The 22,040-nt window shown below is 60.5% G+C and carries 24 protein-coding genes and 2 tRNA genes; 19 read left to right on the forward strand and 7 right to left on the reverse strand.

Translation table 11 applies throughout. The features are described 5' to 3' along the window. Positions 1–103 precede the first annotated feature (103 nt). The 19 genes from BLR25_RS18120 (at position 104) to BLR25_RS18205 (ending at position 18,501) form a co-directional block, all read left to right on the forward strand. Entirely contained in the window at positions 104–625 is a 522-nt protein-coding gene (locus tag BLR25_RS18120) for a phage virion morphogenesis protein (RefSeq protein WP_091939743.1), read from the forward strand. Between the two features lie 271 nt (positions 626–896). Continuing rightward, positions 897–2,033, forward strand: a complete 1,137-nt coding sequence (locus BLR25_RS18125; protein WP_091939745.1) for a phage protease — start codon at positions 897–899, stop codon at positions 2,031–2,033. Between the two features lie 32 nt (positions 2,034–2,065). Then, a complete protein-coding gene (locus BLR25_RS18130; RefSeq protein WP_091939747.1) occupies positions 2,066–2,470 on the forward strand; it encodes a hypothetical protein in 405 nt (134 codons plus the stop codon). 56 nt (positions 2,471–2,526) lie between these two features. Continuing rightward, complete coding sequence (locus BLR25_RS18135) at positions 2,527–3,576, forward strand: Mu-like prophage major head subunit gpT family protein (protein WP_218122808.1); 1,050 nt, start codon at positions 2,527–2,529, stop codon at positions 3,574–3,576. Between the two features lie 79 nt (positions 3,577–3,655). Further along, the gene (locus BLR25_RS18145) at positions 3,656–4,132 is read left to right on the forward strand and encodes a hypothetical protein (RefSeq protein ID WP_143009921.1); all 477 of its coding nucleotides are present in this window, start codon (positions 3,656–3,658) and stop codon (positions 4,130–4,132) included. Further along, the gene (locus BLR25_RS18150; protein WP_091939753.1) at positions 4,133–4,549 is read left to right on the forward strand and encodes a gp436 family protein; all 417 of its coding nucleotides are present in this window, start codon (positions 4,133–4,135) and stop codon (positions 4,547–4,549) included. Then, positions 4,546–4,959, forward strand: coding sequence for a phage tail terminator protein (locus tag BLR25_RS18155; RefSeq protein WP_091939755.1), 414 nt, complete (start codon positions 4,546–4,548; stop codon positions 4,957–4,959). The genes BLR25_RS18150 and BLR25_RS18155 overlap by 4 nt, the downstream gene beginning before the upstream one ends. Beyond that, positions 4,956–5,114 (forward strand): hypothetical protein, encoded by a 159-nt coding sequence (locus BLR25_RS21425; protein ID WP_176785974.1) that lies wholly within the window; start codon positions 4,956–4,958, stop codon positions 5,112–5,114. Before BLR25_RS18155 ends, BLR25_RS21425 begins: the two co-directional genes overlap by 4 nt. Before the next feature lie 3 nt (positions 5,115–5,117). Next, complete coding sequence (locus BLR25_RS18160; protein ID WP_091939756.1) at positions 5,118–6,083, forward strand: phage tail tube protein; 966 nt, start codon at positions 5,118–5,120, stop codon at positions 6,081–6,083. 1 nt (position 6,084) lies between these two features. Then, positions 6,085–6,396: a phage tail assembly chaperone gene (locus BLR25_RS18165; protein WP_176785975.1), complete on the forward strand. Its 312-nt coding sequence runs from the start codon at positions 6,085–6,087 to the stop codon at positions 6,394–6,396. A gap of 62 nt (positions 6,397–6,458) precedes the next feature. Next, positions 6,459–6,743, forward strand: a complete 285-nt coding sequence (locus BLR25_RS18170) for a DUF1799 domain-containing protein (RefSeq protein WP_091939760.1) — start codon at positions 6,459–6,461, stop codon at positions 6,741–6,743. 5 nt (positions 6,744–6,748) lie between these two features. Continuing rightward, a complete protein-coding gene (locus tag BLR25_RS18175) occupies positions 6,749–9,238 on the forward strand; it encodes a phage tail length tape measure family protein (RefSeq protein WP_091939762.1) in 2,490 nt (829 codons plus the stop codon). After that, positions 9,239–9,595 (forward strand): hypothetical protein, encoded by a 357-nt coding sequence (locus tag BLR25_RS18180; RefSeq protein WP_091939765.1) that lies wholly within the window; start codon positions 9,239–9,241, stop codon positions 9,593–9,595. It abuts the gene before it with no gap. Between the two features lie 92 nt (positions 9,596–9,687). Beyond that, the gene (locus BLR25_RS18185; protein ID WP_091939767.1) at positions 9,688–10,302 is read left to right on the forward strand and encodes a phage minor tail protein L; all 615 of its coding nucleotides are present in this window, start codon (positions 9,688–9,690) and stop codon (positions 10,300–10,302) included. Then, positions 10,299–10,688 (forward strand): NlpC/P60 family protein, encoded by a 390-nt coding sequence (locus BLR25_RS18190; protein ID WP_091939769.1) that lies wholly within the window; start codon positions 10,299–10,301, stop codon positions 10,686–10,688. The genes BLR25_RS18185 and BLR25_RS18190 overlap by 4 nt, the downstream gene beginning before the upstream one ends. Then, a complete protein-coding gene (locus BLR25_RS18195; protein ID WP_091939771.1) occupies positions 10,685–15,292 on the forward strand; it encodes a host specificity factor TipJ family phage tail protein in 4,608 nt (1,535 codons plus the stop codon). The genes BLR25_RS18190 and BLR25_RS18195 overlap by 4 nt, the downstream gene beginning before the upstream one ends. Further along, on the forward strand, positions 15,292–15,495 hold the full coding sequence (locus BLR25_RS21075; RefSeq protein WP_143009922.1) for a hypothetical protein: 204 nt from the start codon (positions 15,292–15,294) through the stop codon (positions 15,493–15,495). Before BLR25_RS18195 ends, BLR25_RS21075 begins: the two co-directional genes overlap by 1 nt. Next, positions 15,492–17,564 carry a hypothetical protein gene (locus BLR25_RS21080; protein ID WP_143009923.1) on the forward strand — a complete coding sequence of 691 codons (2,073 nt, stop codon included), beginning with the start codon at positions 15,492–15,494 and terminating at the stop codon, positions 17,562–17,564. Before BLR25_RS21075 ends, BLR25_RS21080 begins: the two co-directional genes overlap by 4 nt. 133 nt (positions 17,565–17,697) lie before the next feature. Beyond that, entirely contained in the window at positions 17,698–18,501 is an 804-nt protein-coding gene (locus BLR25_RS18205) for a DNA adenine methylase (RefSeq protein ID WP_218122809.1), read from the forward strand. A 171-nt stretch (positions 18,502–18,672) separates the two neighbouring features. Here BLR25_RS18205 and BLR25_RS18210 read toward each other — a convergent pair. The 7 genes from BLR25_RS18210 to pal all read right to left on the reverse strand — a co-directional run bounded on the left by BLR25_RS18210 (position 18,673) and on the right by pal (position 22,033). Then, positions 18,673–18,748: transfer RNA gene (locus BLR25_RS18210), tRNA-Lys, on the reverse strand. A gap of 38 nt (positions 18,749–18,786) precedes the next feature. Next, positions 18,787–18,862 (reverse strand) — tRNA-Lys (locus tag BLR25_RS18215). Positions 18,863–18,922: 60 nt separating this feature from the next. Further along, positions 18,923–19,624: a 7-cyano-7-deazaguanine synthase QueC gene (queC, locus tag BLR25_RS18220; protein ID WP_091939775.1), complete on the reverse strand. Its 702-nt coding sequence runs from the start codon at positions 19,622–19,624 to the stop codon at positions 18,923–18,925. Next, the gene (locus BLR25_RS18225) at positions 19,624–20,046 is read right to left on the reverse strand and encodes a PilZ domain-containing protein (protein WP_091939776.1); all 423 of its coding nucleotides are present in this window, start codon (positions 20,044–20,046) and stop codon (positions 19,624–19,626) included. The genes queC and BLR25_RS18225 overlap by 1 nt, the downstream gene beginning before the upstream one ends. Before the next feature lie 14 nt (positions 20,047–20,060). Then, positions 20,061–20,720, reverse strand: a complete 660-nt coding sequence (gene queE / locus BLR25_RS18230) for a 7-carboxy-7-deazaguanine synthase QueE (RefSeq protein ID WP_245715604.1) — start codon at positions 20,718–20,720, stop codon at positions 20,061–20,063. Positions 20,721–20,724: 4 nt separating this feature from the next. Then, a complete protein-coding gene (gene ybgF / locus BLR25_RS18235) occupies positions 20,725–21,507 on the reverse strand; it encodes a tol-pal system protein YbgF (RefSeq protein WP_091939780.1) in 783 nt (260 codons plus the stop codon). A gap of 1 nt (position 21,508) precedes the next feature. Further along, the gene (gene pal, locus BLR25_RS18240) at positions 21,509–22,033 is read right to left on the reverse strand and encodes a peptidoglycan-associated lipoprotein Pal (RefSeq protein ID WP_091939782.1); all 525 of its coding nucleotides are present in this window, start codon (positions 22,031–22,033) and stop codon (positions 21,509–21,511) included. Positions 22,034–22,040: the final 7 nt, after the last annotated feature.

Below are 22,040 nucleotides of genomic sequence, written 5' to 3' on the forward strand. Positions count from 1 at the left end.
CAGTTCCACCATCCCCGTGTGGCATGGCCCTACGGTTGAACGGACGCCTTCCCGTTCGTCCCTCATCGGGTCTCAAGTATAGCCCCCGATTGAAGGAATCGCTATGGTAGCCATCGTTAGCAAGATCCTGGACGAAGGGTTTTCGGCCGCACACCAGGCGGTCGCCGCCCGTGTCGCCAACATGCAGCCGGTCATGCAGGGGCTGGGCGAAGGCGTGATGGAGCGCATCAAACAGCGCTTCCCGGCCAGCACCGGCCCCGATGGCAGCCGCTGGGCGCCCAATGCGCGCGCCACGATCGAGGCATACCTCGAGGCGCGGGGAGGATTCGGCAAGCGAGGGATCAATAAGAAGGGCGTTGAGCTTGCCATGTCGAAGAAGCCGCTGATCGGCCAGTCGCACGATCTTGAGCGCCAGTTCCACGTCACGGCCGACGCGCATTCCTTCATCGTCGAAAACAGCATGGTCTATGCCGCCGTCCAGCATTTCGGCGGACAGGCCGGGCGCGGTCACAAAGTGACGATCCCGGCGCGGGAGTTTTTCCCGTTCAATGGCAACGAGGAAATCTACCCGTCGGAACTCGACTATATTTTGGGGGCTTTGAATTCCTATCTCGAAATGAGGTAGTCTTATCGCTGCGACGTCGGTTTTTAGCGAAATCGACAGCAGCGCGTTTTAAGCGATTTTGATGGTGCAGTGGCTACGTGTGGATCACCCGACACGCGAAAACACAAATTAACGCGCCATTAACGCGGTTCTAGGGGCGGTTGCTCGCGCAGGCGACCTTCGGTTTTCGGTAAAAGACGAAACCACCCCCGCCGATCTCCGAAAAAAACCCTCATCCCCGCCGAAGCGTTTCCCCTCTCGTCGCCCCTGTCCGATCCGGAATCATGGGCACATGAGTCGCAAACGCCCCCCATCCAAAAAGCCGACGGCAATCGCGATCTCCGCCTTGAGCGTCGAGATCGATGCCGGCGCGCCGCGCGATTTCCGCATTATCCCGGCGGGGACGTTCCGTTCCGGCGATGGCAGCGGCCGCCCGAAGGAGTGCGGCAGCTGGCAGTTGGATGATGCGGACGGCGCGCGCCTGGTCGCCGAGATGGCCGCCCGGGAATCGGCCTGCGTCATCGACTACGAGCACGCGACCCTGTTGGCCAAAAAGAACGGCACTAAGGCGATCGCCGCCGGCTGGTACGAGAAGCTCGAATGGCGCCCCGGCGATGGTCTGTGGGTTATCGGCGCCGACTGGACGGCGATGGCCGCCCAGGAAATCGAGGGCAAGCAGTACCGCTACGTTTCCCCGGTGTTTTCTTACGACCCGGTCACCGGCCGCGTCCTCAAGCTTTTCCACGCCGCGCTGACCAACGATCCCGGCATCGACGGCCTCACCGATCTCGCCGCCCTGGCGGCCGAAGTTTTTCTCACCAACACATCATTGGAGGTTCCCGCAATGGATGAACTGCTCGAACAGTTGCGCTGGCTGCTCAATCTGCCCGTCGGCGCGACGGCGGAAGACATCATCGCCCAGCTCGACAAACTCAAGTCACAACTGACTGGCGGCGACGCCACGGCGGCGGCGAGTTTCGATCTCTCGGCACACCTGGCGCAGCAGGGCAGCAAGCTCGCCGAGCTGACCGCCCAGGTCGATTCGCCGGATCCGGCCAAGTTCGTCCCGGTCGCGGTGTTGACCGCTGTCCAGGGCGAGAAGGCCGAGCTGCAGACGACGGTCGTTGACCTTCAAGCCGAGATCAACGGCGGCAAGCTGGAAAAGATCATCGCCGACGGCAAGGCCGCCGGAAAGATCACGCCGGCCACGGAAGCCTGGGCGCGCAATCTCGGCCAGACGAATCTCGCCGCGCTGACCTCGATGCTCGAAGTGACGGCGCCGACGATCGTCCCCAACAAGACGCAGACCGGCATCAACGCCCCGTCGCCCGGCCCGGTCGCTGCGCTCTCGGCCGAACAGCAGCAGGTGTGCGAGCTGCTCGGGGTGCCCGAGGCCGATTTCAAACAGACCCTGTCGGCCTCGGCCTGACGGGATTCCTTTTCATCTGAACGGAGACTTCAATGACTGCTCTCGCCGCAGACCGCAACACCCACATGCGGGACAACGGATTGATTCCGGTGCCCGTTGCCGCCAACGCGAAGATCTTTGCCGGTTCGATGGTGGTCGCCAATGCCGCCGGTTATGCCGCCCCGGGCAGCACCGCCGCGACGCTGACCTACCTCGGCCGCGCCGAATCGTTTATCGACAATACCGGCGGCGCCGATGGCGCCAAGATCGTCCTGGTTCGCCGTCATAAGGCGTTCAAGTGGGCGAACCTTGGGACGGACGCCGTCACGCAGGCCGAATTCGGCAAGACCTGCTACATCGTCGATGACCAGACCGTGGCCAAGACGAGCGACACCGCTGCTCGTTCCGCTGCCGGCAAGGTGGTCGGCGTCGACTCCGACGGCGTCTGGGTCGAATAAGGGAAACGGCCTCGCGAAGGCGGTTTAACACCACATCCGTTCATCAAGGAGAAATCATGATCAAGAAATTCGCATCGATCGGCATCGCGATCGCCTTCGCGGCCCTTGCCGTTTTGTCGTGGCCGGCAACCGCCGGGCAGGACGCTTTCACCGCCCTGGCCAACTCGGACGCCGTTCCGGCCTTCGCGGCGGTCGGGATGCTGGTTAACGCCAGTACCCTGCAGTCGATCTTCACCGGTCTCAAGACCCTCTTCAACAATGCACTGAAAGCCGTGCCCGGCGACTGGCAGAAGACGGCGATGGAGGTTCCGTCGACGGGTGCCGGCGAGGATTACGCCTGGTTGTCGCGCTTCCCGCGCATGCGCAAGTGGGTCGGCGACAAGGTCGTGAAAGCACTCAAGGCCGGCAAGTACTACAAGGCCAATGAGGACTGGGAGGCCACGATCGAAGTCGATCGCAATGACATCGAGGACGATCGGCTGGGGCTGTACAACAATCAGGCGATGCAGGCTGGCGAATCGGCGGGGGAACTCAACGACATCATCGTCGATGACCTCAAGAACAACGCCTTCACGCAGACCGGCATCGATGGCCAGTATTTCTACGACACCGATCACCCGGTTGGCGATTCCAGCGTCAGCAACAAGATCACCGCTGCGCTGTCTTCGGCGACGTTGGCCGGCGCGCAGGCAAGCTACGGCGCGCTGCGCACCAAGATCATGGAGTTCAAGGACGAAGAAGGCATGCCGCTTCGCCTGATTCCGGACACGTTCGAGGTTCCGCCGGCCCTCGAAGCAGCTGCCCGCGTCATCTGCGAAGCGGACAAGCTCGGCGACAACTCCCCGAACCCGTACAAGGGCACGGCGACGGTCCTGGTCAATCCGGGCCTGACCAGCTCGACCGCCTACATGCTGCATGTCACCAGCAAGCAGTCGGTCAAGCCGTTCATCGTCCAGATGCGCAAGAAGCCGGTCTTCGTCTCGCAGACCGGCATGGACAACGACGACGTCTTCAATCGCAAGAAGTTCAAGTACGGCGCCGAAGCGCGTGCGACCGGCCTGTACGGCTACTGGCAGCTGTCGGCCGCCTCGACCGGCGCGGGCTAATCGCGAGCGTTAAGCCATAGCCCCTTCCCTTGCGGGTGGGGGTTTTACTGAACGCTTGGATCAACCACAAGGAGCCGTCATGGCGTCGAAGAAACCGCAGACCAGAAAAGCAGCCACTCCCGCAACGTCGCCGGCCGCCGCGCCGAAGACGGACTCCGCATCGCCGGAGAACAAGAATAATCCACCGCCCGCATCGCCGGGGAATAACGGTGCATTGAACGGGTCGGGGGTGGATTCGTCCACCTCCGAAACCGCCAATCAATCGTTAGGAAACGGCGAACCTCCGAAGACTGACAAGACGGAGATTTCCCCCGCTGGGGGAACATCGGGCGCCAATGAAAAGGATGAGCCTGTCGTCATCGTCGCCGGCTTCAAGGCTGACTCTTTCACCGGCTTCAAGGTCGTCTCGGCCGTCGAAGGGTTCCGCCGCGCCGGCCGCGCCTGGACCAAGGCGGAAACGGTAGTCAAGGCCAACGAGTTGAGCACGGACCAGATCACCGCGCTGCTGGCGGAGCCGATGCTGCAGGTCGTCGGCATCACTGAGGATCCTGCTTAAATGGCCTACGCAACCCAGGCGGACATGGAAACCCGGTTCGGGGAGGAGGAACTCGCCCAGCTCACCGACCGGGAATCTGCCACGACGATCGACGCCGGTGTCGTTGCCCGGGCGTTAAACGACGCCAAGGCCGAGATCGACGGCTATCTGTCCGCCCGGTATGCGTTGCCGCTCACCACGGTGCCCGACATCCTGGTGCGCATCAACTGCGATATCGCCCGGTATTTCCTGTTCGACGATCGCGTTACCGAAGCGGTCCGCAACCGCTACCTGGACGCGGTCAAGCTGATGCGCTCGATCGCCAGCGGTGACGTCACGATGGCCGGCGCCAGCGCCTTGGCGCAGACCACCGGTCAGAAAGAGGCGATTTTCGTTCCGTCTTCTCGGCCCAAGGTATTTGGCGGGGAGCGGTCGTGATCGAGACAGTCGTCGCCCGGCTGAAAGCGGCCACCACCGGTTTCAACAAGATCGGCGGTGCAGCCGACCTGGACGCCATCGGCAAGAAGGTGGTCACGCCTGGCGCCTATGTCATCCCGATGACCGAGTCCGGTACCGAGGGCGAACTGTTGGGCGTCACCGAGCAGGAAATCGATATCGGCTTTGGCGTGTTCACGGTCGTTTCGAATCTGAGCGACGTCGCCGGCGCCGCAGCGATCGGCGGTCTTCAGGCCCGTCGGGATGCTATCAAAAGCGCGCTGATCGGCTGGGTTCCCAATCCTGCCGAAGGGCATCCGGTGTATTTCACGTCCGGTCGTCTGATGCGCTGGGATGACGGGATTCTCTGGTGGCTCGATGAGTTCCAGGTGGCAAGTTATTGGAGGAAATGATGGCAGATCAAAACACTGAGCAGGTCAAAGAGCCCCGCAAGCCGGGCGAGCTTTCCACCAACCGTCCCGCGCCGCCCGTCGAAACCGATTCGGCCGCAGCGCCGGTGCCGGATCCGGCGGCTGGAAAACCCGCCAAGAAATCTGCAAAGGAGTAAGTCATGGGAAGATATGCCCGCAATACCGCGATCCTGGCCAAGATCGAAGCGACGTATGGCGTCGACGCCACGCCGACCGAGGGCGCCAACGCGATCCTGATCTCGAATCCGGATATCGTCCCGCTTAACGCCGAAAACGTGTCGCGCGACCTCGTGCGTGCGTTCCTGGGTGGATCGGAGCAACTCGTCGGCGCCAGTTATGTGTCGATGACATTCGATGTCGAAATCGCCGGGTCCGGCACTGCCGGTGTCGCCCCGGCCTACGGTCCGCTGCTGCGCGCCTGTGGGTTTGCGGAATCCGTCACCGAAAACGTCCGGACGGAATACAACCTGGTGACGCCGGTCTCCGATTCGCTCTCGATCTACTATTTCAGCGACGGCGTCAAGCACGTCGCCCGTGGTTGCCGGGGCGATGTCAGTATCAAGATGACGTTCAAGAACAAGCCAGTGTTCTCGTTCAAATTCCTCGGGCTTGACGGCGGCATGGCCGCCGCCGTTCCGGCCGCGCAGACGACAGGCACCTTCCAGAAGCCTTTGGCAATGTCCGAGGCCAATACCGGCGACCTGACCTTCGGCGCGGTCTACACGGCGGCGACGCCAGCGCTGACCGGCGGTCAGGGATATCCGAGCCAGGGCATCGAGATCAGCCTTGGCAATAGCGTCTCCCATGAGCCGCTGCTCGGCGGCGAATCGATCGATGTCACCCAGCGGGAGAGTAGCGGCAATGTCACGCTCGACCTGACGGCCGCCCAGGAAGTGTCGTTTATGACGACGGTCAAGGCGAACACGCTTCAGTCGATTGGACTGGTGCACGGCACCCAGGCAGGCAACAAATTCATGGTGTTCTTGCCCGGGGCGCAACTCATCAAACCGACCAAGAAAAATTCCAACGGTCGGTTGTATTGCGGCTATGAAGTGCGGGCGATCCCGGTCGTCGGCAATGACGAACTCAAACTGGTGGTGTTCTGACATGTTTACAATCGATCCCGATCCGACCTTTACGGCCGATGTGCCGATGACAATTCCCGGGAAGCCGGTCGCCGAAGACGCCAAGTTCGAATTCAAATACATGGATACGGACGAGTGGGAAGCCTTCATCAAGGAGACGGCCGGGCAGACGACGGCGGAGGTCGTCAAGAAAATGGTGGTCGGCTGGCGGGACTTCGACAAGCCGTTCTCTGCTGAGAACTTCGATCGCCTGCTCAAGAAGCGGCCGCGCGCCGCCCTGGACATCTTCGAGGCCTATCACCGCGAACTGTTCGAGTCCCGCGTAAAAAACTGATTGAGGCCGCCCAATATTGGGCCTCGGGCGGCCGTCCGAACAACGCGGAACTCAAGGAGGCGATGGCGGCTCTCGGCATCGTTGGCGAAATCGAGGAAAGTGATGTTCCGGAGTTTTTCGGTGTGTTTCCGGAAAACTTTCATGCGGCCGAAATCTTTGAGCGGTCGAGGACGAAGTGGGATTGCCAGGTGTTGCCCAGCGGGGCGTGTGTGGTGCGTGGCCTGAATTACCAGGCGCTCGAGATTTTGATGGTGCGCTGTAGGGTTCCGGAGGACCGGCGGGACGCAGTGTTTTCTGATCTGCAACTCATGGAATTGGCCGCGCTGCCGATTCTTAACGGAGACTGACCGTCGTGGCAAAGCTCAAGCTCCTCGTCGAAGTCGATACCCAGGATGGCGAAGAGGCGCTGAAAAAGATCAGCGACGCCTACCATAATCTCGGATCGAGTTCGGATCAGCTCAACGGCAAGACGGAAGAGCTTTCCAAGGCCTACAAGGCAGCGCTGCGCGGTGTGCCGGCGCAGTTCACGGACATCGTCACTTCGCTTCAGGGTGGCCAGGCGCCGCTGACCGTGCTCCTGCAGCAGGGCGGTCAGCTCAAGGATATGTTCGGCGGCGTCGGCCCGGCCGCCAAGGCGCTGGGAACCTATATTGCCAATCTGATCAGTCCGCTGACAGTCGGTGCTGCGGCGCTGGCGGCATTCGGATATGCCGCCTATTCCGGGGCGCAGGAATCGGAAAAGATGAACCAGGCGATCATCCTTTCCGCCAACAATGCCGGGACGTATGCCTCAGAAATCACCAGGATCACCACCGCACTGTCCTCAGCGACCGGTGCGACCAAGGGCTTCGCCGCTGACGCTTTAACGCAGCTGGTGGCCACCGGGCGCGTTTCCGCCGCCAATCTTCAGCTGACGGCGGCGGCTGCGATCAACCTGGAGCGTGCGGGTGGCCAGGCGATGTCGGAGACGGTCAAGCAATTTGCCGAGTTAGGCAAGTCGCCGGTCGAAGCGTCGATCAAGCTCAATGACCAGTACGGGTATCTGACGGCGTCGATTTACCGACAGATCAAGGCGCATGTGGAAAACGGGCGCGAAGCCGAAGCGTCGGCGCTGGCGCAGAAATCGTTTGCCGATGCCGCCAACCGGATGGCCTCGCAGCTCGACCAGAACCTCGGCACGATCGAGCGCGGCTGGAAGCGCGTCAAGGATGCGATCATAGGCGCCTGGGATGCGTTGCTCGTCCCCGGACGTGAATCGACCTGGCAGGCAAAGCTTGATTCCGTCAACGCCCAGCTCGATCTGGCGCGCAAGGGGCTCGGAACGTCAAACCGTGACTCGCTTGCCGCCAAGGTGCAACTCGCTGATCTGGAAAAGCAGCAGCGCGTCTATGCCGCGATCGTCGCCGCCCAGGGCGAGGTCGCCGCCCAGGAAGCGAACCAGAACAAGCAGCGCAGCGCCGGCGTCGAATTCGAGCGCATGAAAGAGCAGCTCCTGACCAAGGAGCAGAAGCTCCGGGCGGAGATCGCCAAGATCCGGAGCGTCGCCACCGAGGCCGGCGTCGACGTCAACAGCAAGGAAGTGAAGGATCTCGAAGCCGCTGCCCGCGACAAATACACCGAGAAGAAAATCACCGACTACCAGCGTCTGCGGCAGACCATCAGCGAGAAGATTTCGATCGCAGAACTGGATGCGCGTCAGGAAGAGAAACTGACGGACTCGCAGCGCGAACAGGCCAAGATGAATGCCGATCTGGCCACTGGCGCGATCAAGCTGACCGGCGCCGAGAAAGCACGCATCGATACGCTGTTTCAGGAAGCGATCGCGATCGAGAAGCGCAACCAGGCGGAAGATGCCGCCAAGCGCGCCGGCAATATCACCCGGGATTACCAGCGCACCGCCGATCTTACGGTATTGCGGATCCAGCGCGAGGCGGAACTCGGTCTGATGCTCGGTGGCCAGAAGGCAGCAGCCGAGGCGCTGTACAAGGCCGAGGACGAAGGCCGCGCGATCCGCGAGCGGATCCTGCGTGATCTGCCCGAGTCGGCGGCCCGGACGCTGGCGTTGGCCGATGCCGAATCGATTCTGGCCACGCAGAAGCAGCGCGTGGCCAAGGCCGCTCAGGAAAGCTACGAAGCGCAGCGTACCTTCGAATACGGATGGGAGAAGTCGTTCAAGACCTACGAGGAAAGCGCCTCGAATGCGGCCAAGACAGCCGAGATCGCCTTCTCCGGATCGACGTCGGCAATGGAGGGGTTCATCAAGAAATTTGCCACGACAGGGAAGATCGACATCACCAGTTTAGGCAACGCGGCGATTAACGTCCTCGCCGATATTCAGATGCAGACGCTGCGCACCAGTATTCTTTCTCCCTTGGTGAAGGGCGCTGGTGCCTGGTTCTCCGACCTGTTCTCCGGCGGCGCGATGTCGGCGGCGGACAAGACGCAGGCCAAGGGGTCGATGGTTGAGTACAACGCCAAGGGCAACGTGTTCTCCAGCAACAGCCTGCATCAGTACGTGAACACCGTGCGCGATACGCCGACGCCGTTCCTGTTCTCCGGCATGCATGCCTTTGCCAGTGGTGGCATCTTTGCGGAGGCAGGCCCGGAAGCTGTGATGCCTCTTAAAAAGGACTCCGCCGGACGCCTCGGTGTGCTGGCGCAGATATATGGATCGCAGACAGCGCCGAATGTGTCATTCAATCTCATCAACCAGACCGGCATGCAGGTGTCCGCGTCTGCGCAGGGATCGCCGAAGTTCGACGGAGAAAAGTGGGTCATCGGCGTCGTCCTCGAGGCAGCGCAAAACAATCCTGGATTCCGCCACGCGATGGGAGTGCGTTAAATGCCGACGTTTCCGACTCTGAGCCGACTGCCGGACTTCCCGCTATCGCCCGATGGCGAACCCTCAAAGGACGGCATCATTTCGTCGCCGATGACAGCGGGCTATCAGGTCACCCGTCCGCGATTCACCCGCGACCAGCGCAGCTGGGGCGTTAATTACAAGCGCATGAGCCGCGCCGATCTCGATCTGCTGCGCGCTTTCCGCACGACAACGCTGAAGAATGGCGCGCTGTCTTTCGAGTGGCTACACCCGCTCGACGGAGTTGTTTATACTGTCCGCCTGGAATCGGGACATATCACTTTCAACGCGGTCGCCCCGAACGCCTGGCAGGTCGCCTTCACGCTCGTCGAAGTCTGACCGCAAATAGTCCCTTAGGGCGAAGCCCTTCCCCCGCAGCGCACCAGGCACGAACCCGGAGAATTACGTCATCATGACTCCGGAATCGCGCTGTGCCGCTATCCCTTCCCCCTTCTCTGATCGCCAAGAAAAACGCCGTCGCCGGGGACGGTGCGTGGCTGACGCTGTTCGAGATTTTTGCGCCAACGGAAACGCTCTACCTCGTTCCGAATAACGAGGACATCACCTGGAACGGAAACGTCTACGAGGCGTTCGCGCTTGAAGTTGGCGAGCTGAAGCAGCAGTCGGACGGATCGTTTATTTCGTTCCAGGTCGGCGTCGCGAACCAGACCCAGGCGGTACAGCCGTATCTGGAGGAAACCCACGGCCTGGTCGGCTGCAAGTGCCGGCTGATCGTCGTCAATTCGTCGCTGCTCAATGAGGTTGTCGCCGATCTGATTTGCGTCTACGACATCATCGGCGCTGAAGCAGACGAGGATTGGGTCCGATTTACGTTGGGTCGCCCCTCGCTCTTCAAGCGCCGGTTTCCGCCTTTCCGCGCGCAGCCGAGATCCTGCCCGCTCCGCTTCGGAAAAGCGCGTTGCGGCTATTCAGGGTCGGAGTTCACAAGCTGCGGCGGAACGCTCGATGACTGCCGCGAGCGCGGCAATTCCGTTCGGTTCGGTGGTCGCCCAGGGCTGCAGGCGAAGGGCGCGCGCTACATATGACGGTCGATCTTCTCCGCTACGCGACAGCCCCATTTGCCGAGGGCGCGCGCGGCCCGCACGCCTTCGACTGCGCCGGCCTTCTCGCCGACATCTATCGCCAGCGCGGCATCATTCTGCCGCCCTGGCCGACGCCGGAAAGCGACGACGAAAAACGCCATGCGATTCTCGCCGGCATGCGCGACTGGGAGCGGATTTCAAAGCCGGAACCGTGGTGCGGCATCGCCTTGCGCGTTGACAGCCCGATTCTCGTCTCACACGTCGGCTGCGTGCTCCAGGACGCCCGGCGCTTCATTCACACGACGGCGGAAACCGGCGTCGTCATCGAGCGGATCGACTCGCCGCGCTGGGCGGCGCGCATCAGCGGATTCTACCGGTGGCCACGATGACGCCTGAGAAGCGAAGCGCCAACGTTGTCCTGGTTCGCAACCCCTTCGAGCGATCGGAGCGCGATCACCTGGTTGTCGAGATCGAGTCTGGAACCACGATCGCGGATCTCGTCCGCATGGTTGCGCCCGGGAACACGCCGATGTCGGCGGCGATCGACGGCGAAGTCATTACCCGGGAGGAGTGGGAGAGAAGGACGCTTGCCGTCGGGGAGCATCTGTCCCTGATCCCGATTCTGCACGGTGGTGGCGGCAACGACCTGCTGCGCACCGTGGCCATGATCGGGCTGATGATTGCGGCGCCTGGCATCGGCGCGGCGATCGCCGGGTCGATGGGGCTGGTCGGTTCGGCCGCGACAGCGTTTTCCATCTTCGGCACAGCGGTATCCTGGGGAACGGTGATTGGCGTCGGCGTCGGCATGATCGGCGGCATGCTCGTCAACGCGCTGCTGCCACCGGCGCAGGCAAAGCTGCCAAGTTATGACGTCGGCAGCTACGACAATTCCGCCACCTATTCCTGGTCCCCGAAAACCACCCAGGATCCCGGCCTGCCGATCAGCAAGACGTACGGGACGATGCGGCTGCACGGCAACATCATCGCTTCGTACATCGAGATCAGCGGCGATCTCGGCCAGACGCAGAAGCAACATCTCCTGATCGATCTCGGCATGGGCCCCATCGCTGAGATCAGCGATATCCGGATTAACGGCCAGCCGATCGAGAACTACTCGGACTGCTATGCCGAAACGCGGCTTGGGTATCTCGACCAGGAAGTGATCTCGGATTTCAACGACACCCAGATCACGACGCAGGTTGGCCAGAAGGTCGTTCTCGGCACGCCGGTAACCCGCATCGTCGGTACCGGCGCGGACGCAATCGAAGTCGAGCTGGTGTTTCCCAATGGGCTGTATTACTACAGCGATTCCGGCAGCCCGGTAACCCACTCGGTCGGCGTTAAAGTTGAGTACGCAGCGGGCGCGGGGGCATGGGTTGAGGCAGCCTCGGAAACCATATCGGCGGCGTCGACCAAGGCTGTGAGGCGTCGGTTCAAGATCGATAATCTCGATCGCGGCCTTGAGTACAAGATCCGCGTCAGCAACTCGACGGCTGACCAGACCAGCAGCCGCTACGGCGACGACTGCTACCTCGGCTCGGTGACGCAAATCATGAAGGATGATTTTGCGTACCCGGGCACGGCACTGCTGGCGATCCGCGCGTTGGCGACGGACCAGCTGTCCGGCGATCTCGATGTGTCGTGCCTCGTCAAGGGGGCACTCGTCCAGGTCTATCGCGACGGCGCCTGGCATGTTGAGTACAACAACAATCCGGCCTGGGTCTCTTGGGACATCCTCACCCAGCCGGTCATCCGCAACGACCTGACGATCGCCGAATACGAGGCGTGCGATCCGGAAGAGTTGATCCTGGCAGATTTCGAAGGGCTGGCGGAATTCGCGGATTATCTGGTCCCCGGCGATGGTGGCGTGCTCGAGCGCCGCTGCGAATTTGACGGGACATTTGACACCGAGACCACCCTGTGGGACGCCGTCCTGACCGTTCTCGGTACCGCGTATTCTGTCCCCGTTCCGACGGGTACGCGGATCGGCTTGATCTGGGACCACGTCCGCACCGAGCCGACGCAGGTGTTCACGGTCGGAAATACCAACGTCAGCGGGTTCAAGGAAACCTGGCTGCCGATGGACAATCGGCTTTCGCGCCTCGAGGCGGACTTCATCAATCGGGATCTCGACTGGCAGCGCGACCCGATGACCGTCGTCAACAAGGCGATGGAGGTCGATGGGAGCCAGTCCTCGACGATCTCGGCGATCGGCATCACGCGCCCGAGCCAGGTGTTTCGCTTCTGCATGCACCGCCTGCTGAAGAATCAGCACCTGCGCGTGACCGGTGAAATCAGCGTCGATGTCGATGCCTTGAGAAGCAAGACAGGCGATCTCGTTTGGGTGCAATGCGATTTCCCCGCCTGGGGAAAAGGCGGGCGAATTGTTTCCGGGACGGCGTATAGCGTCGAACTCGACCAGGTCGTGACGCTCGAGGCCGGCGCCGCCTATCAGATCGTCTTGCGCCTGGCCGACGACAGCATCGTGATCCGGAACGTCACGAACGCCGCCGGAGACGCGCAGATCGTCAATGTCTCGACGCCTTTCCCAGCCGTCCCCGGAAAATACGACGTCTACGCGATCGGCAAGGTCGGGCGCAGCCACAAGGAATTCATCGTCACCGACGTCAGCCGCGCGTCTGACATGAAAATGCGCCTCGGCCTGATCGAGTACAACGCATCGGTGTTCGAGGCCGAGAGCGGCGCGCCAGTGGTTCCAACGACCGTCATTTCCGATCTGACCGTGACTTTCCTATCGGCTTCCGTTACGGAGCGGATCCGGGCGGTGATCGGCGGGGTGCAGACGATCGACCTGCAGGTGGATTTCACTGTCAACAAGCCGGCGCTCGTCAGGCGCTACGTCGTCGATATTCTCGGACCGACGGGCGGCTGGTCAGTGGGTGCCGAGGGCGGATCCTCGCCGTTGATCGTTCCCGGCGTCTCGGCCGGCGATGATGCCCAGCTGCGGATCCGCGCGATCGGCACCGGCGGCGCAACGCTCGCCTCCTATCTCATCGGCCACGACGTCGAAGGCGTTAAGGTCGGTCCGGCCGCGCCGACGGCGACGGCGGTCGGCGCATTGTTCTCGGTCGATATCTCCTGGACGTTCAACGACGCCAGGCAGGACATCCTGGCGACTGAGGTATGGTTTTCCGCAACAAATAATCGGTCATTCGCGACCCGTTTAACGCCGGAGCCATATCCAACCCGGGCGTATAAGCATCCCGGCCTGCAGCCGGGCGCCGGCGGGTATTACTGGGTTCGGCTTGAGGACAAATGGGGGAACTACTCCGCCTTCTTCCCTGCTTCTGAAACCGGCGGGTTGCACGCGGTTGCAAGCACCGATCCGTCTTCGCTGCTCTCGCAGTTGCAAGGGTCGTTGGGCATGCAGCAGCTGGCCAACGAACTTGTCGAGCCGATCGCCAAGATCGAGACGATTGCGCTCGATGCCATCCGGCGGGAACTGGCGATCGACGACCTCGCTGCCCGCGTGCTGTTTGAGCGGGCGGTAACGTCCGCGACGGTCTATGTCGATCCAGTAACCGGCAAGGTCCAGATCCTCGCGACTGCGGCCATCACGACGGACGTCGAGGCGCGCCTGACCACCGTCGAAACTGTATCTAATGCGGATCACGGGACGCTGCAAAACATCGTCGCCACGGTGTTGCAACAGGGGCAGTCTCTGACATCTACGCAGTCGCTCATCGAGCAGCTCGCGAACCAGATCGCGTTAAAGGCATCCCAGATTTACGTCGACGAGGCAATCCAGACCGCGACAGGCGCGTGGACAGTCGATGGCGCAAACGCGACGCAAAAACTTGCTGAGACCGCCATTCGTCAGGCGCTGAGTCTCGATTCCGCCGCCAAGAAAGCACTCGCCTCCCGGGCGCGCATTGCACTCGCGGAGCAGACCATTTCATCCCAGGCTACGGCCTTGGCCGCAGAGTCGGCGCAGCGTTTGGCGCTTGCCGCGATCGTCGATGACCAGGCGGCAGCGCTGACGGCCGAGCGGAAAGCCCGGGCGGACGCCGTGTCCGCCGAAGTCCAGGCGAGAGAGGCGCTTGCGGCGACGGTGTCCGAAGGCGACCAGCAGAACGCTGCTGCGATCGAGACGCTTGAGTCTGTGGTAGCCGATTCGGACAGCGCGCTTGCCCAGTCCATAGAAAACCTGCTTGCTCGGCTCAATACCGGTGATTATGCATCGGTCAAAGAACTTGCGCAGGCGACCGCCGAAGCTCTCGGCATGGTGCTGGCGAGCTGGGCCGTCCAGGTCGACGTCAATGGCAAAGTGGCCGGCATCAAGCTGATAAGCGATGGCCGTGTCTCGGCCTTTGCAGTGGTATCCGACCGCTTCCTCGTTTACCTCAACGACGAATCGGAAAACCCCGTCCAGGTATTTACCCTCGGTCAAATCAACGGCCGATCCGCGCTGATTCTGGCGGCGGACATCATCGGTGATGGATCGATCATCGCAAGACATTTATCGGTCGATGAATTGTCGGCGATCTCGGCATACCTCGGCGCGATCAAGGGCGGCAGCATCGATATCGGCGATGGCGCCGCGATCATCCGCGAAGACGGGAGCGCGTATTTCAGCAATATCGAGGTTTCACGCCAACTCGCCGTCGCCACGGGGTCTGCCGCAGGCCTGGCGGGAACCTACGCGATTACCCCCGGAGAGGGGTGGCGGCTCCTGGCTACGGTAACGATCGATACCGGCTACAGCGTCGGCGCTTGGTGGTCGGCAACCGATCGGTCCTATGACGCCGCCGCTGGGATCGCGAATGGATCGCTGATAGCGGATGCCTTCAATGGAAATTTTGGGACGTTCATCGCGCACTGGGCGATTAAGGTCAAGGGCATATATCCGCGATCCCGTTGGAATCAAACAACGACGCTGATGCTTGAGCTGGAGCTATGGGCGCAGGTCGACGGCGAAGTTTATCAATTACACGTGCCGGCCGGAGCGTGGGTAATTTTCAAGGTGACCTGATGACGACGATTGTTAAAGGGCGCGATCTCGATGCCTGCTGCGAATCCGTGCGGTATGAAACGGGGCAGCTCTATTTTTCATGCACTGCACCCGACGATCCGAACCGAAAGGTACTCGTAACGGTATCACCGCAGGATCAGGACTATCTGCCCGCGATCACATGGGCCATCAACAGCGGAAAACTCGGAGGAGATAAATCATGAGCTGGCAAACATCGGGATTAATCTCGGTCGCTAACGGGTCGAAGAAGGTCTACGGCGTCGGAACCGTTTGGGTATCAAGCGGAAAAGGGCGTTCCGGGGACGGGATCATCATGCCCAATGGGTTATTGATGGAAGTGGCGAGTTATGAGTCCAACACGGAATGCACCCTGGTCGAAAACTACCTCGGCGCCACAGCCAACAGCCAAGCATATAAGATTTTGCCACTCGGGCTGCTTCCATCCGAACTCGCCGATATGTTGACGAGCACACACGAAGACTATCGCGTGATGATCTTGCAGCTTCTCGACTGGGAGACTTCGACAGCGGACACGGTGCCAATCACCAACCCCGCGACAGGCGTGATCACCAACGTCAAGACGTTGACGAAGATACTGGCATCACTAACTGATGGCAGTGTTGATGCCGTGCTCAAGACGCTGACGACGAGCGGGGCCGTTTCTAGCGACACATTAAGCGTTGGGACGACTTCAACTGCTGCAAAAGTAGTGGTCAATTCTGGTGGGGCAACGAAAAACAATGTTGCGGCGATCTTTTCGCACGGTGGTTACTCAAGCTCTGACGGTGCGAGCACGGAAATTGTTCTCGGATCGTTGTCCGATGCATCGGGACAGGTCGTAAACACCGGCGCGCGGATCAAGTCGGTTGAAAATTATTCGAGCGGATATGGTGTAGGCATTACGTTGCAATATCGCACAGCGGGGAACGTTTTAACTGACGGCATTGTGCTTAGCCAAGCAGGAAGCACCGGCTTTGGGGTTTCTCCGGGTGTTTGGAGCGGTGTAGTTAGTAAAGCTTTGGAATTACAGAATGGCTCTGCTATTGCAGCTCAGAGCAACGCCTTGAATTTGCATCTGCTCAGAAATGCATATTTCGACAATGGTTGGAAATATAAATCCGCAGCGCCTGCGGCAAGATTCGCATTGAACGACGACGCTGGTGCTGGGGGGTTTGCTTGGTTCTACGCCGAACCTGGAGCGCCCGGAGACACTATCAATTGGACGCAGTTAAAGGAACTCGACGCTAGCGGGAATGAGATTCTTGGAGCGAACAGCGGCCCTGGATCTCGTTTGCATGTGGTTGGCGCTAATACATCCACGCAGGTATTTGACGTTGTTACCTACAACGGCAGTTATGCGTTCTATTCTGCCGCCGGGAATGCGACATCTTCGTCAGGGGAATCATTTTCGTCGTCGATGCTTGGCGTTCGAAAGGATTCAACGACTTCAAGATCCATCAACGCAGCCGGCACAATCAACGCCAGCGGCGCTGACTACGCCGAATATGAGCGCAAGGCTGCGGCATATCTCGCCGTTCAATTTCTCAAGGGCGACATCGTCGGTTTCAATGCCGATGGAGAGCTGACGCCGAAGTTCTCGGAGTCCATCCGGTTCGGCGTGAAATCCACGAATCCGAACATCGTCGGCGGCGATACCTGGGGAAGTGAAGACAAGGTTGGCAAGCGTCCGGAGCCTCCGAGCTATACCGCTCCGGTCTATGAAGGCGCTCCGAATCCCGGCGACAAGCCGAGCGAGCCGGCGCTTGTTCTGCCGCCCGAGCCGCAGAGGCAAGAGGGTGAGGCAGACGACACGCTCGCGGTCCGCGTGGCGCAATGGCGGGAGTATTACGGGGCGCTGTCGGCAGCGTTCGATGAGGCGATGGCTGCCTATGCCGAAGTTTTGGCCAAGTGGGAGGAAGCCTTCGCTGCGTGGCAATCCGACGACGCCAAGTATCAGGGCAAGGTCATCGCCGCCCAGGCCGCGTATGACGCCGCTGTTGCGCAATACGAGGCCGACTTGCCGGTGTTCGAAGCGAAACTGGAAGCCGCACGCCAGCTCGTCGATCGCATTGCCTACGCCGGGAAGGTGCCTTGCAATGTGATCGGCGCAAATCCGGGCGACTACATCATCGCGGCAGCCGGCGATGACGGCATGATCGTCGGCGTCGCGGTTTCGGAGATCGAGTCGTTCTCGCAGATGAAGCGCTGCGTCGGCGTTGTTAATCGAATCCTCGAAGATGGGCGCGCAGAGATTGCTGTGAGGGTTGCTTAAGTAGAGGAGACGGTGCGACCACCAGGTGTGCGGGAACACGCCTGGTAGCCACCGCCCGCAGGTATGAGCTGCGTTTGGCCGAGGCACCGTGCTGTGCACACAGCGGGCTGAAGCCTAGCACAGAGACGAAACCATGCATATTACCAATCCGATCATTCCGTGGATCGGCGGCAAGCGCCGCTTGGCTGACCGGCTTTTTCCACTATTTCCGCAGCATGAATGCTATGTGGAGGTGTTTTGTGGCGGCGCTGCGCTGTATTTTCTTCGGCAGGTGCCGGCGCCTGTTGAAGTGATCAACGACGTAAACGGTGAACTGATCAACCTTTACCGTGTAGTGCAGAATCGCCTTGAGGAGTTCGTCCGGCAATTCAAATGGGCGCTTTCAAGCCGCCAGGTGTTCAAATGGCTCCAAGAGACGAAACCCGAGACGCTTACGGATATTCAACGAGCTGCAAGATTCTTCTATTTGCAGCATCACGCCTTTGCCGGAAAGGTTGCTGGTCAGACTTTCGGTACCGCGACGACGTCACCATCAGTCAACTTGCTTCGGATCGAGGAGAACTTGTCTGCCGCGCATCTTCGCCTCGCCGGGGGAACGACGGTCGAGAACCTGCCCTGGGATGAATGCGTCAAGCGCTACGACCGAGAGCACACCTTTTTCTACATGGACCCTCCCTACTGGCAGACCGAGGGCTACGGCGTGCCCTTCGACTGGGGGCAGTATGAGGCACTGGCCAGCGCCATGAAGTCGATCAAGGGAAAGGCCATGCTTTCGATCAACGACCACCCGGAAATTAGGTCTTGTTTTGATGGGTTGGTCTTCCATGAGACGGGGATTAAATACAGTGTTTCAAACACTCATGGGGCGCCCAAAGAATCCGGCGAATTGGTGGTCACAAATTACGATCCCAGCTCTACGGGGGGCGGGCTGTTTTAACGCGGCTATTTCATCAAAACGCATGTGCCAAAAGTCGCGCAAAACTGTGCCATTACTCGCGCCGCGCTACAATTGGAAGTACGTTGCGAAAAACGGCTACATAGTGGCTACATGAAAGCCAAAAAGCAAAAGGCCAGTTCCGATGAACTGGCCTAAGTGCTTGATAATCCGTGGTAGGGCGTGAGGGGATCGAACCTTCGACAAACGGATTAAGAGTCCGCTGCTCTACCAACTGAGCTAACGCCCCATACCGAAACAGCATTTTACTACAAAACATCTGCTTTCTGGTAGGTCGGGGGAGATTCGAACTCCCGACCAACGGATTAAAAGTCCGCTGCTCTACCGACTGAGCTACCGACCCGCAAAAACAGAACGGCGAATTATAGAGAAGGTACCGTACGCTGTCAACGCCGCTCAGCAATCAATCCTGATAGACAGTGGGATCAGTCACTCCCGCGGCGGCAAAACCCTCCTGCCGCAACCGACATGCGTCGCAAAGACCGCAAGCCCTTCCGCCCTCGTCCGCCTGATAACACGAAATCGTCATACCATAGTCGACGCCAAGCGAAACGCCCCGACGAATGATGTCGGCCTTGGAAAGGCTGATCAGCGGCGCATGAATCGTCAGTCTGGCACCCTCCACCGCAGCCTTGGTCGCGAGATTGGCCATCGCCTGGAATGACGCAATGAATTCAGGCCGACAATCCGGATACCCGGAATAATCGACTGCATTGACACCGACATAAATATCGCGGCTGCCCAACACCTCAGCCCAGGCAAGCGCCAGCGAGAGCATGATGGTATTGCGCGCCGGCACGTAGGTGACCGGAATACCGGAACCAACGCCTTCCGTCGGCACGGCGATATGCTCGTCCGTCAACGCCGAACCGCCAAAGGCCGCGAGATCCAGCTTCATGACGCGGTGCTCACGCGCACCCAAACTGCTTGCCAACTTCTTTGCCGCGTTCAATTCGGCACCGTGTCGCTGACCATAATCCAGCGACAGGCAATAGCACGCATGCCCTCTGTCACGCGCGATCGCCAAAGTGGTGGCCGAATCGAGACCGCCGGAGAGCAGCACTACAGCCGGCGCTCCCGGTGGAGAAGATAATTCCATTGCCATTAGTTCTTTTCGCTTTCGATGCTTTCCGGATCTTCCGGGTTTTCGCTCTCCGGATCCGTCTCCACAATCAACGAAGACAGTTCCCGGTCGAGCAACTCTGGGTCGCCCAGATTGAGTTCGACGAGGCGACGCAGATGCGTCACACTATCCAGATCGATTGCCGCACACCGCAGACCGGCATAGCGCCCTTCGACATGCGCCGACTCGACATCCATGCTGATGCGCATATCAGAGTCATCGCCAAGACGAACGTGCAACTTTCCGGTTTCACCTTCCGCCATCGTCGTTCCCGCCGGAAGCCTGACCAGCGCACCCTTCAGGGACAAATCGATCACCACCGTATCAAGCGCACGGAGCGGAAGCACCAGCCTTGCTATCGAATGAAACGCCACGCGGGAATACTGACGCCGATCATCGTTCATAGTCGTCTCCTTGGCTATTTACCCTGCATGTTACCCCAAAGCAACTTGTGTAGTTGCAACTGGAAGCGAACAGGCAGACGATCCGCCAGCACCCATTCCGCCAGCATCTGAGGGCCGATGGCCCCCTGAACTGGAGAGATGAGCAAGGGACAAACCCCTTCGAGCCGATTATCCCGAATGACTTGCCGGGTCCATTCATAGTCCTGACGATCGGCAACGACAAATTTGATTTCATCGGCCGCCGTCAGGCAGGCCAGATTCGCCCAGAGATTCTTCTCCGTCTCCCCCGAGGAGGGCGCCTTCAGGTCGACGATGCGGGACACCCGCGAATCGACGGCGCTGACATCAAGCGCCCCGGAAGTTTCCAGCGATACGTCATAGCCGGCATCGCACAGTGCCGTCAGCAGTACAAGACACGCTGTCTGCGCCAGCGGCTCTCCGCCGGTTACGCACACATGGCGCGTGCCAAACTCGGCGACACGATGAAGAATCGCGTCAAGCGACATCCGCGCACCGCCGGTAAAGGCATGCGTGGTATCGCACCAACTGCAGCGCAACGGACATCCGGTCAGACGGACGAATACCGTCGGCAAGCCGATGCGGCTTGCCTCGCCCTGCAGCGAATAAAAAATCTCGCTGACCCGCAGGGTCAGCGATTCATCACGAGCAACCACCGGACTACTTCTTGATCCGCTGCTTGGCCGTCGCGGCTGCCGAACTGCCGGGGTACTTGGCCAGAATGCTCTCGTACGTCGCCTTGGCTCCCTTGGCGTCGCCGATGTCATGCTGACAGGTGGCAACGCCGATCAGCGAATCGGACGCCTTGGCGTGCTGCGGCCATTTCGCGACCACCACCCGGTACGCATCGATCGACTTCTTGCAATCACGCAAGGTGTAATAGGCGTTGCCGAGCCAGTACTGCGCATTCGGCGCCAAAGTGCTGTCGGGATAATTACGGCCGAAGGATTCGAATGCCGCCGCCGCTTCCTTGATACGGTTGGCCTTGAAGAAATTCAGCGCCGCCTCGTAGTCGCGGGACTCCGCCGCAGGGTCCACAACCTTCTTGACCGGTTCCGCTGGCTTGGCCTCATCCGCCGGCTTTCCTTCGCCCCCGTCGGCAGCAGCGGGCTGCGTTTCCAGCTTGCGCAGCCGCCCGTCGAGATCGATGTAAAAGTCCTGCTGCCGCTTCTTGGCCGATTCGAGTTCGAAGGTCAGCGTTTCGACCTGACCGCGCAGACGCGCGTTTTCTTCCCGCAAGGACTGGATCTGGTTAACCAGATCGAATTGCCCTTTGGTCAGCGTATCCAGGCGCTCATTGGTCTGAGCCGACAGATCGCGGACCTGCCGACGCGCCTCGTCGTCATCGAACACTCCCGCGCGCGCCGGCTGGAGGCCGGAGAGCACGAGCAGCACAGCCAACGCGGGGAGCGCAGGCAGGTAACGCGAACGGCGCGTCGTCATGTCAGAACTCGCCGCTGTAGAGCATGTCGCCGCGACGGTTTTCCGACCACGCCGCTTCGTCATGACCTTCGTTCTTCGGCTTTTCTTCGCCCAGGCTGACGGACTCGACCTGGTCTTCACGCGCGCCAAGCACGGTCAGCATCTTCTTGACCGCATCGGAACGCTTCTGGCCGAGCGCCAGGTTGTATTCGCGGCTGCCGCGCTCGTCGGTATTGCCCTGAATCAGCATCTTGAACTGACGGTTGTTCGAGAGGAACTTGGCATGAGCGGCGACGAGATCCTTGTACTCGCCCTTGACTTCGTAGCTGTCATAGTCGAAGTAGATGCTGCGCTTGGACAGGATGCTCTTCGGGTCGGTCAGTTCGCGCGGCAGCTTCGCGCTGTCGATGTTGCCCGCATTCACGGTTGCCACGCTGCTGCCGCCACGGGTTTCCACCGGCGCTGCACCTTGCTCGGGACCGCTCGGGGTCGAGCTGCAACCGGCAATGAGAAGGGCAACCAGGGCGGGTATGGCGAGTTGTTTCATTTAAAGT

Origin of the sequence: Propionivibrio dicarboxylicus (assembly GCF_900099695.1) — a bacterium.
Taxonomy (GTDB): Bacteria; Pseudomonadota; Gammaproteobacteria; order Burkholderiales; family Rhodocyclaceae; genus Propionivibrio; species Propionivibrio dicarboxylicus.

Bases quoted from the DNA above. Each gene is read 5' to 3' on its own strand.
- BLR25_RS18150 (WP_091939753.1), top strand. From the start codon at position 4,133: ATGGCCTACGCAACCCAGGCGGACATGGAAACCCGGTTCGGGGAGGAG.
- BLR25_RS18205 (WP_218122809.1), top strand. From the start codon at position 17,698: ATGCATATTACCAATCCGATCATTCCGTGGATCGGCGGCAAGCGCCGC.
- BLR25_RS18190 (WP_091939769.1), top strand. From the start codon at position 10,299: ATGACGGTCGATCTTCTCCGCTACGCGACAGCCCCATTTGCCGAGGGC.
- queC (WP_091939775.1), bottom strand. From the start codon at position 19,624: ATGGCAATGGAATTATCTTCTCCACCGGGAGCGCCGGCTGTAGTGCTG.
- BLR25_RS18125 (WP_091939745.1), top strand. From the start codon at position 897: ATGAGTCGCAAACGCCCCCCATCCAAAAAGCCGACGGCAATCGCGATC.
- BLR25_RS18160 (WP_091939756.1), top strand. From the start codon at position 5,118: ATGGGAAGATATGCCCGCAATACCGCGATCCTGGCCAAGATCGAAGCG.
- ybgF (WP_091939780.1), bottom strand. From the start codon at position 21,507: ATGACGACGCGCCGTTCGCGTTACCTGCCTGCGCTCCCCGCGTTGGCT.
- BLR25_RS21425 (WP_176785974.1), top strand. From the start codon at position 4,956: ATGATGGCAGATCAAAACACTGAGCAGGTCAAAGAGCCCCGCAAGCCG.
- BLR25_RS18145 (WP_143009921.1), top strand. From the start codon at position 3,656: ATGGCGTCGAAGAAACCGCAGACCAGAAAAGCAGCCACTCCCGCAACG.
- BLR25_RS21075 (WP_143009922.1), top strand. From the start codon at position 15,292: ATGACGACGATTGTTAAAGGGCGCGATCTCGATGCCTGCTGCGAATCC.
- BLR25_RS18195 (WP_091939771.1), top strand. From the start codon at position 10,685: ATGACGCCTGAGAAGCGAAGCGCCAACGTTGTCCTGGTTCGCAACCCC.
- BLR25_RS18165 (WP_176785975.1), top strand. From the start codon at position 6,085: ATGTTTACAATCGATCCCGATCCGACCTTTACGGCCGATGTGCCGATG.
- BLR25_RS18225 (WP_091939776.1), bottom strand. From the start codon at position 20,046: ATGAACGATGATCGGCGTCAGTATTCCCGCGTGGCGTTTCATTCGATA.
- BLR25_RS18170 (WP_091939760.1), top strand. From the start codon at position 6,459: ATGGCGGCTCTCGGCATCGTTGGCGAAATCGAGGAAAGTGATGTTCCG.
- BLR25_RS18135 (WP_218122808.1), top strand. From the start codon at position 2,527: ATGATCAAGAAATTCGCATCGATCGGCATCGCGATCGCCTTCGCGGCC.
- BLR25_RS18180 (WP_091939765.1), top strand. From the start codon at position 9,239: ATGCCGACGTTTCCGACTCTGAGCCGACTGCCGGACTTCCCGCTATCG.
- BLR25_RS18120 (WP_091939743.1), top strand. From the start codon at position 104: ATGGTAGCCATCGTTAGCAAGATCCTGGACGAAGGGTTTTCGGCCGCA.
- BLR25_RS18130 (WP_091939747.1), top strand. From the start codon at position 2,066: ATGACTGCTCTCGCCGCAGACCGCAACACCCACATGCGGGACAACGGA.
- BLR25_RS21080 (WP_143009923.1), top strand. From the start codon at position 15,492: ATGAGCTGGCAAACATCGGGATTAATCTCGGTCGCTAACGGGTCGAAG.
- pal (WP_091939782.1), bottom strand. From the start codon at position 22,033: ATGAAACAACTCGCCATACCCGCCCTGGTTGCCCTTCTCATTGCCGGT.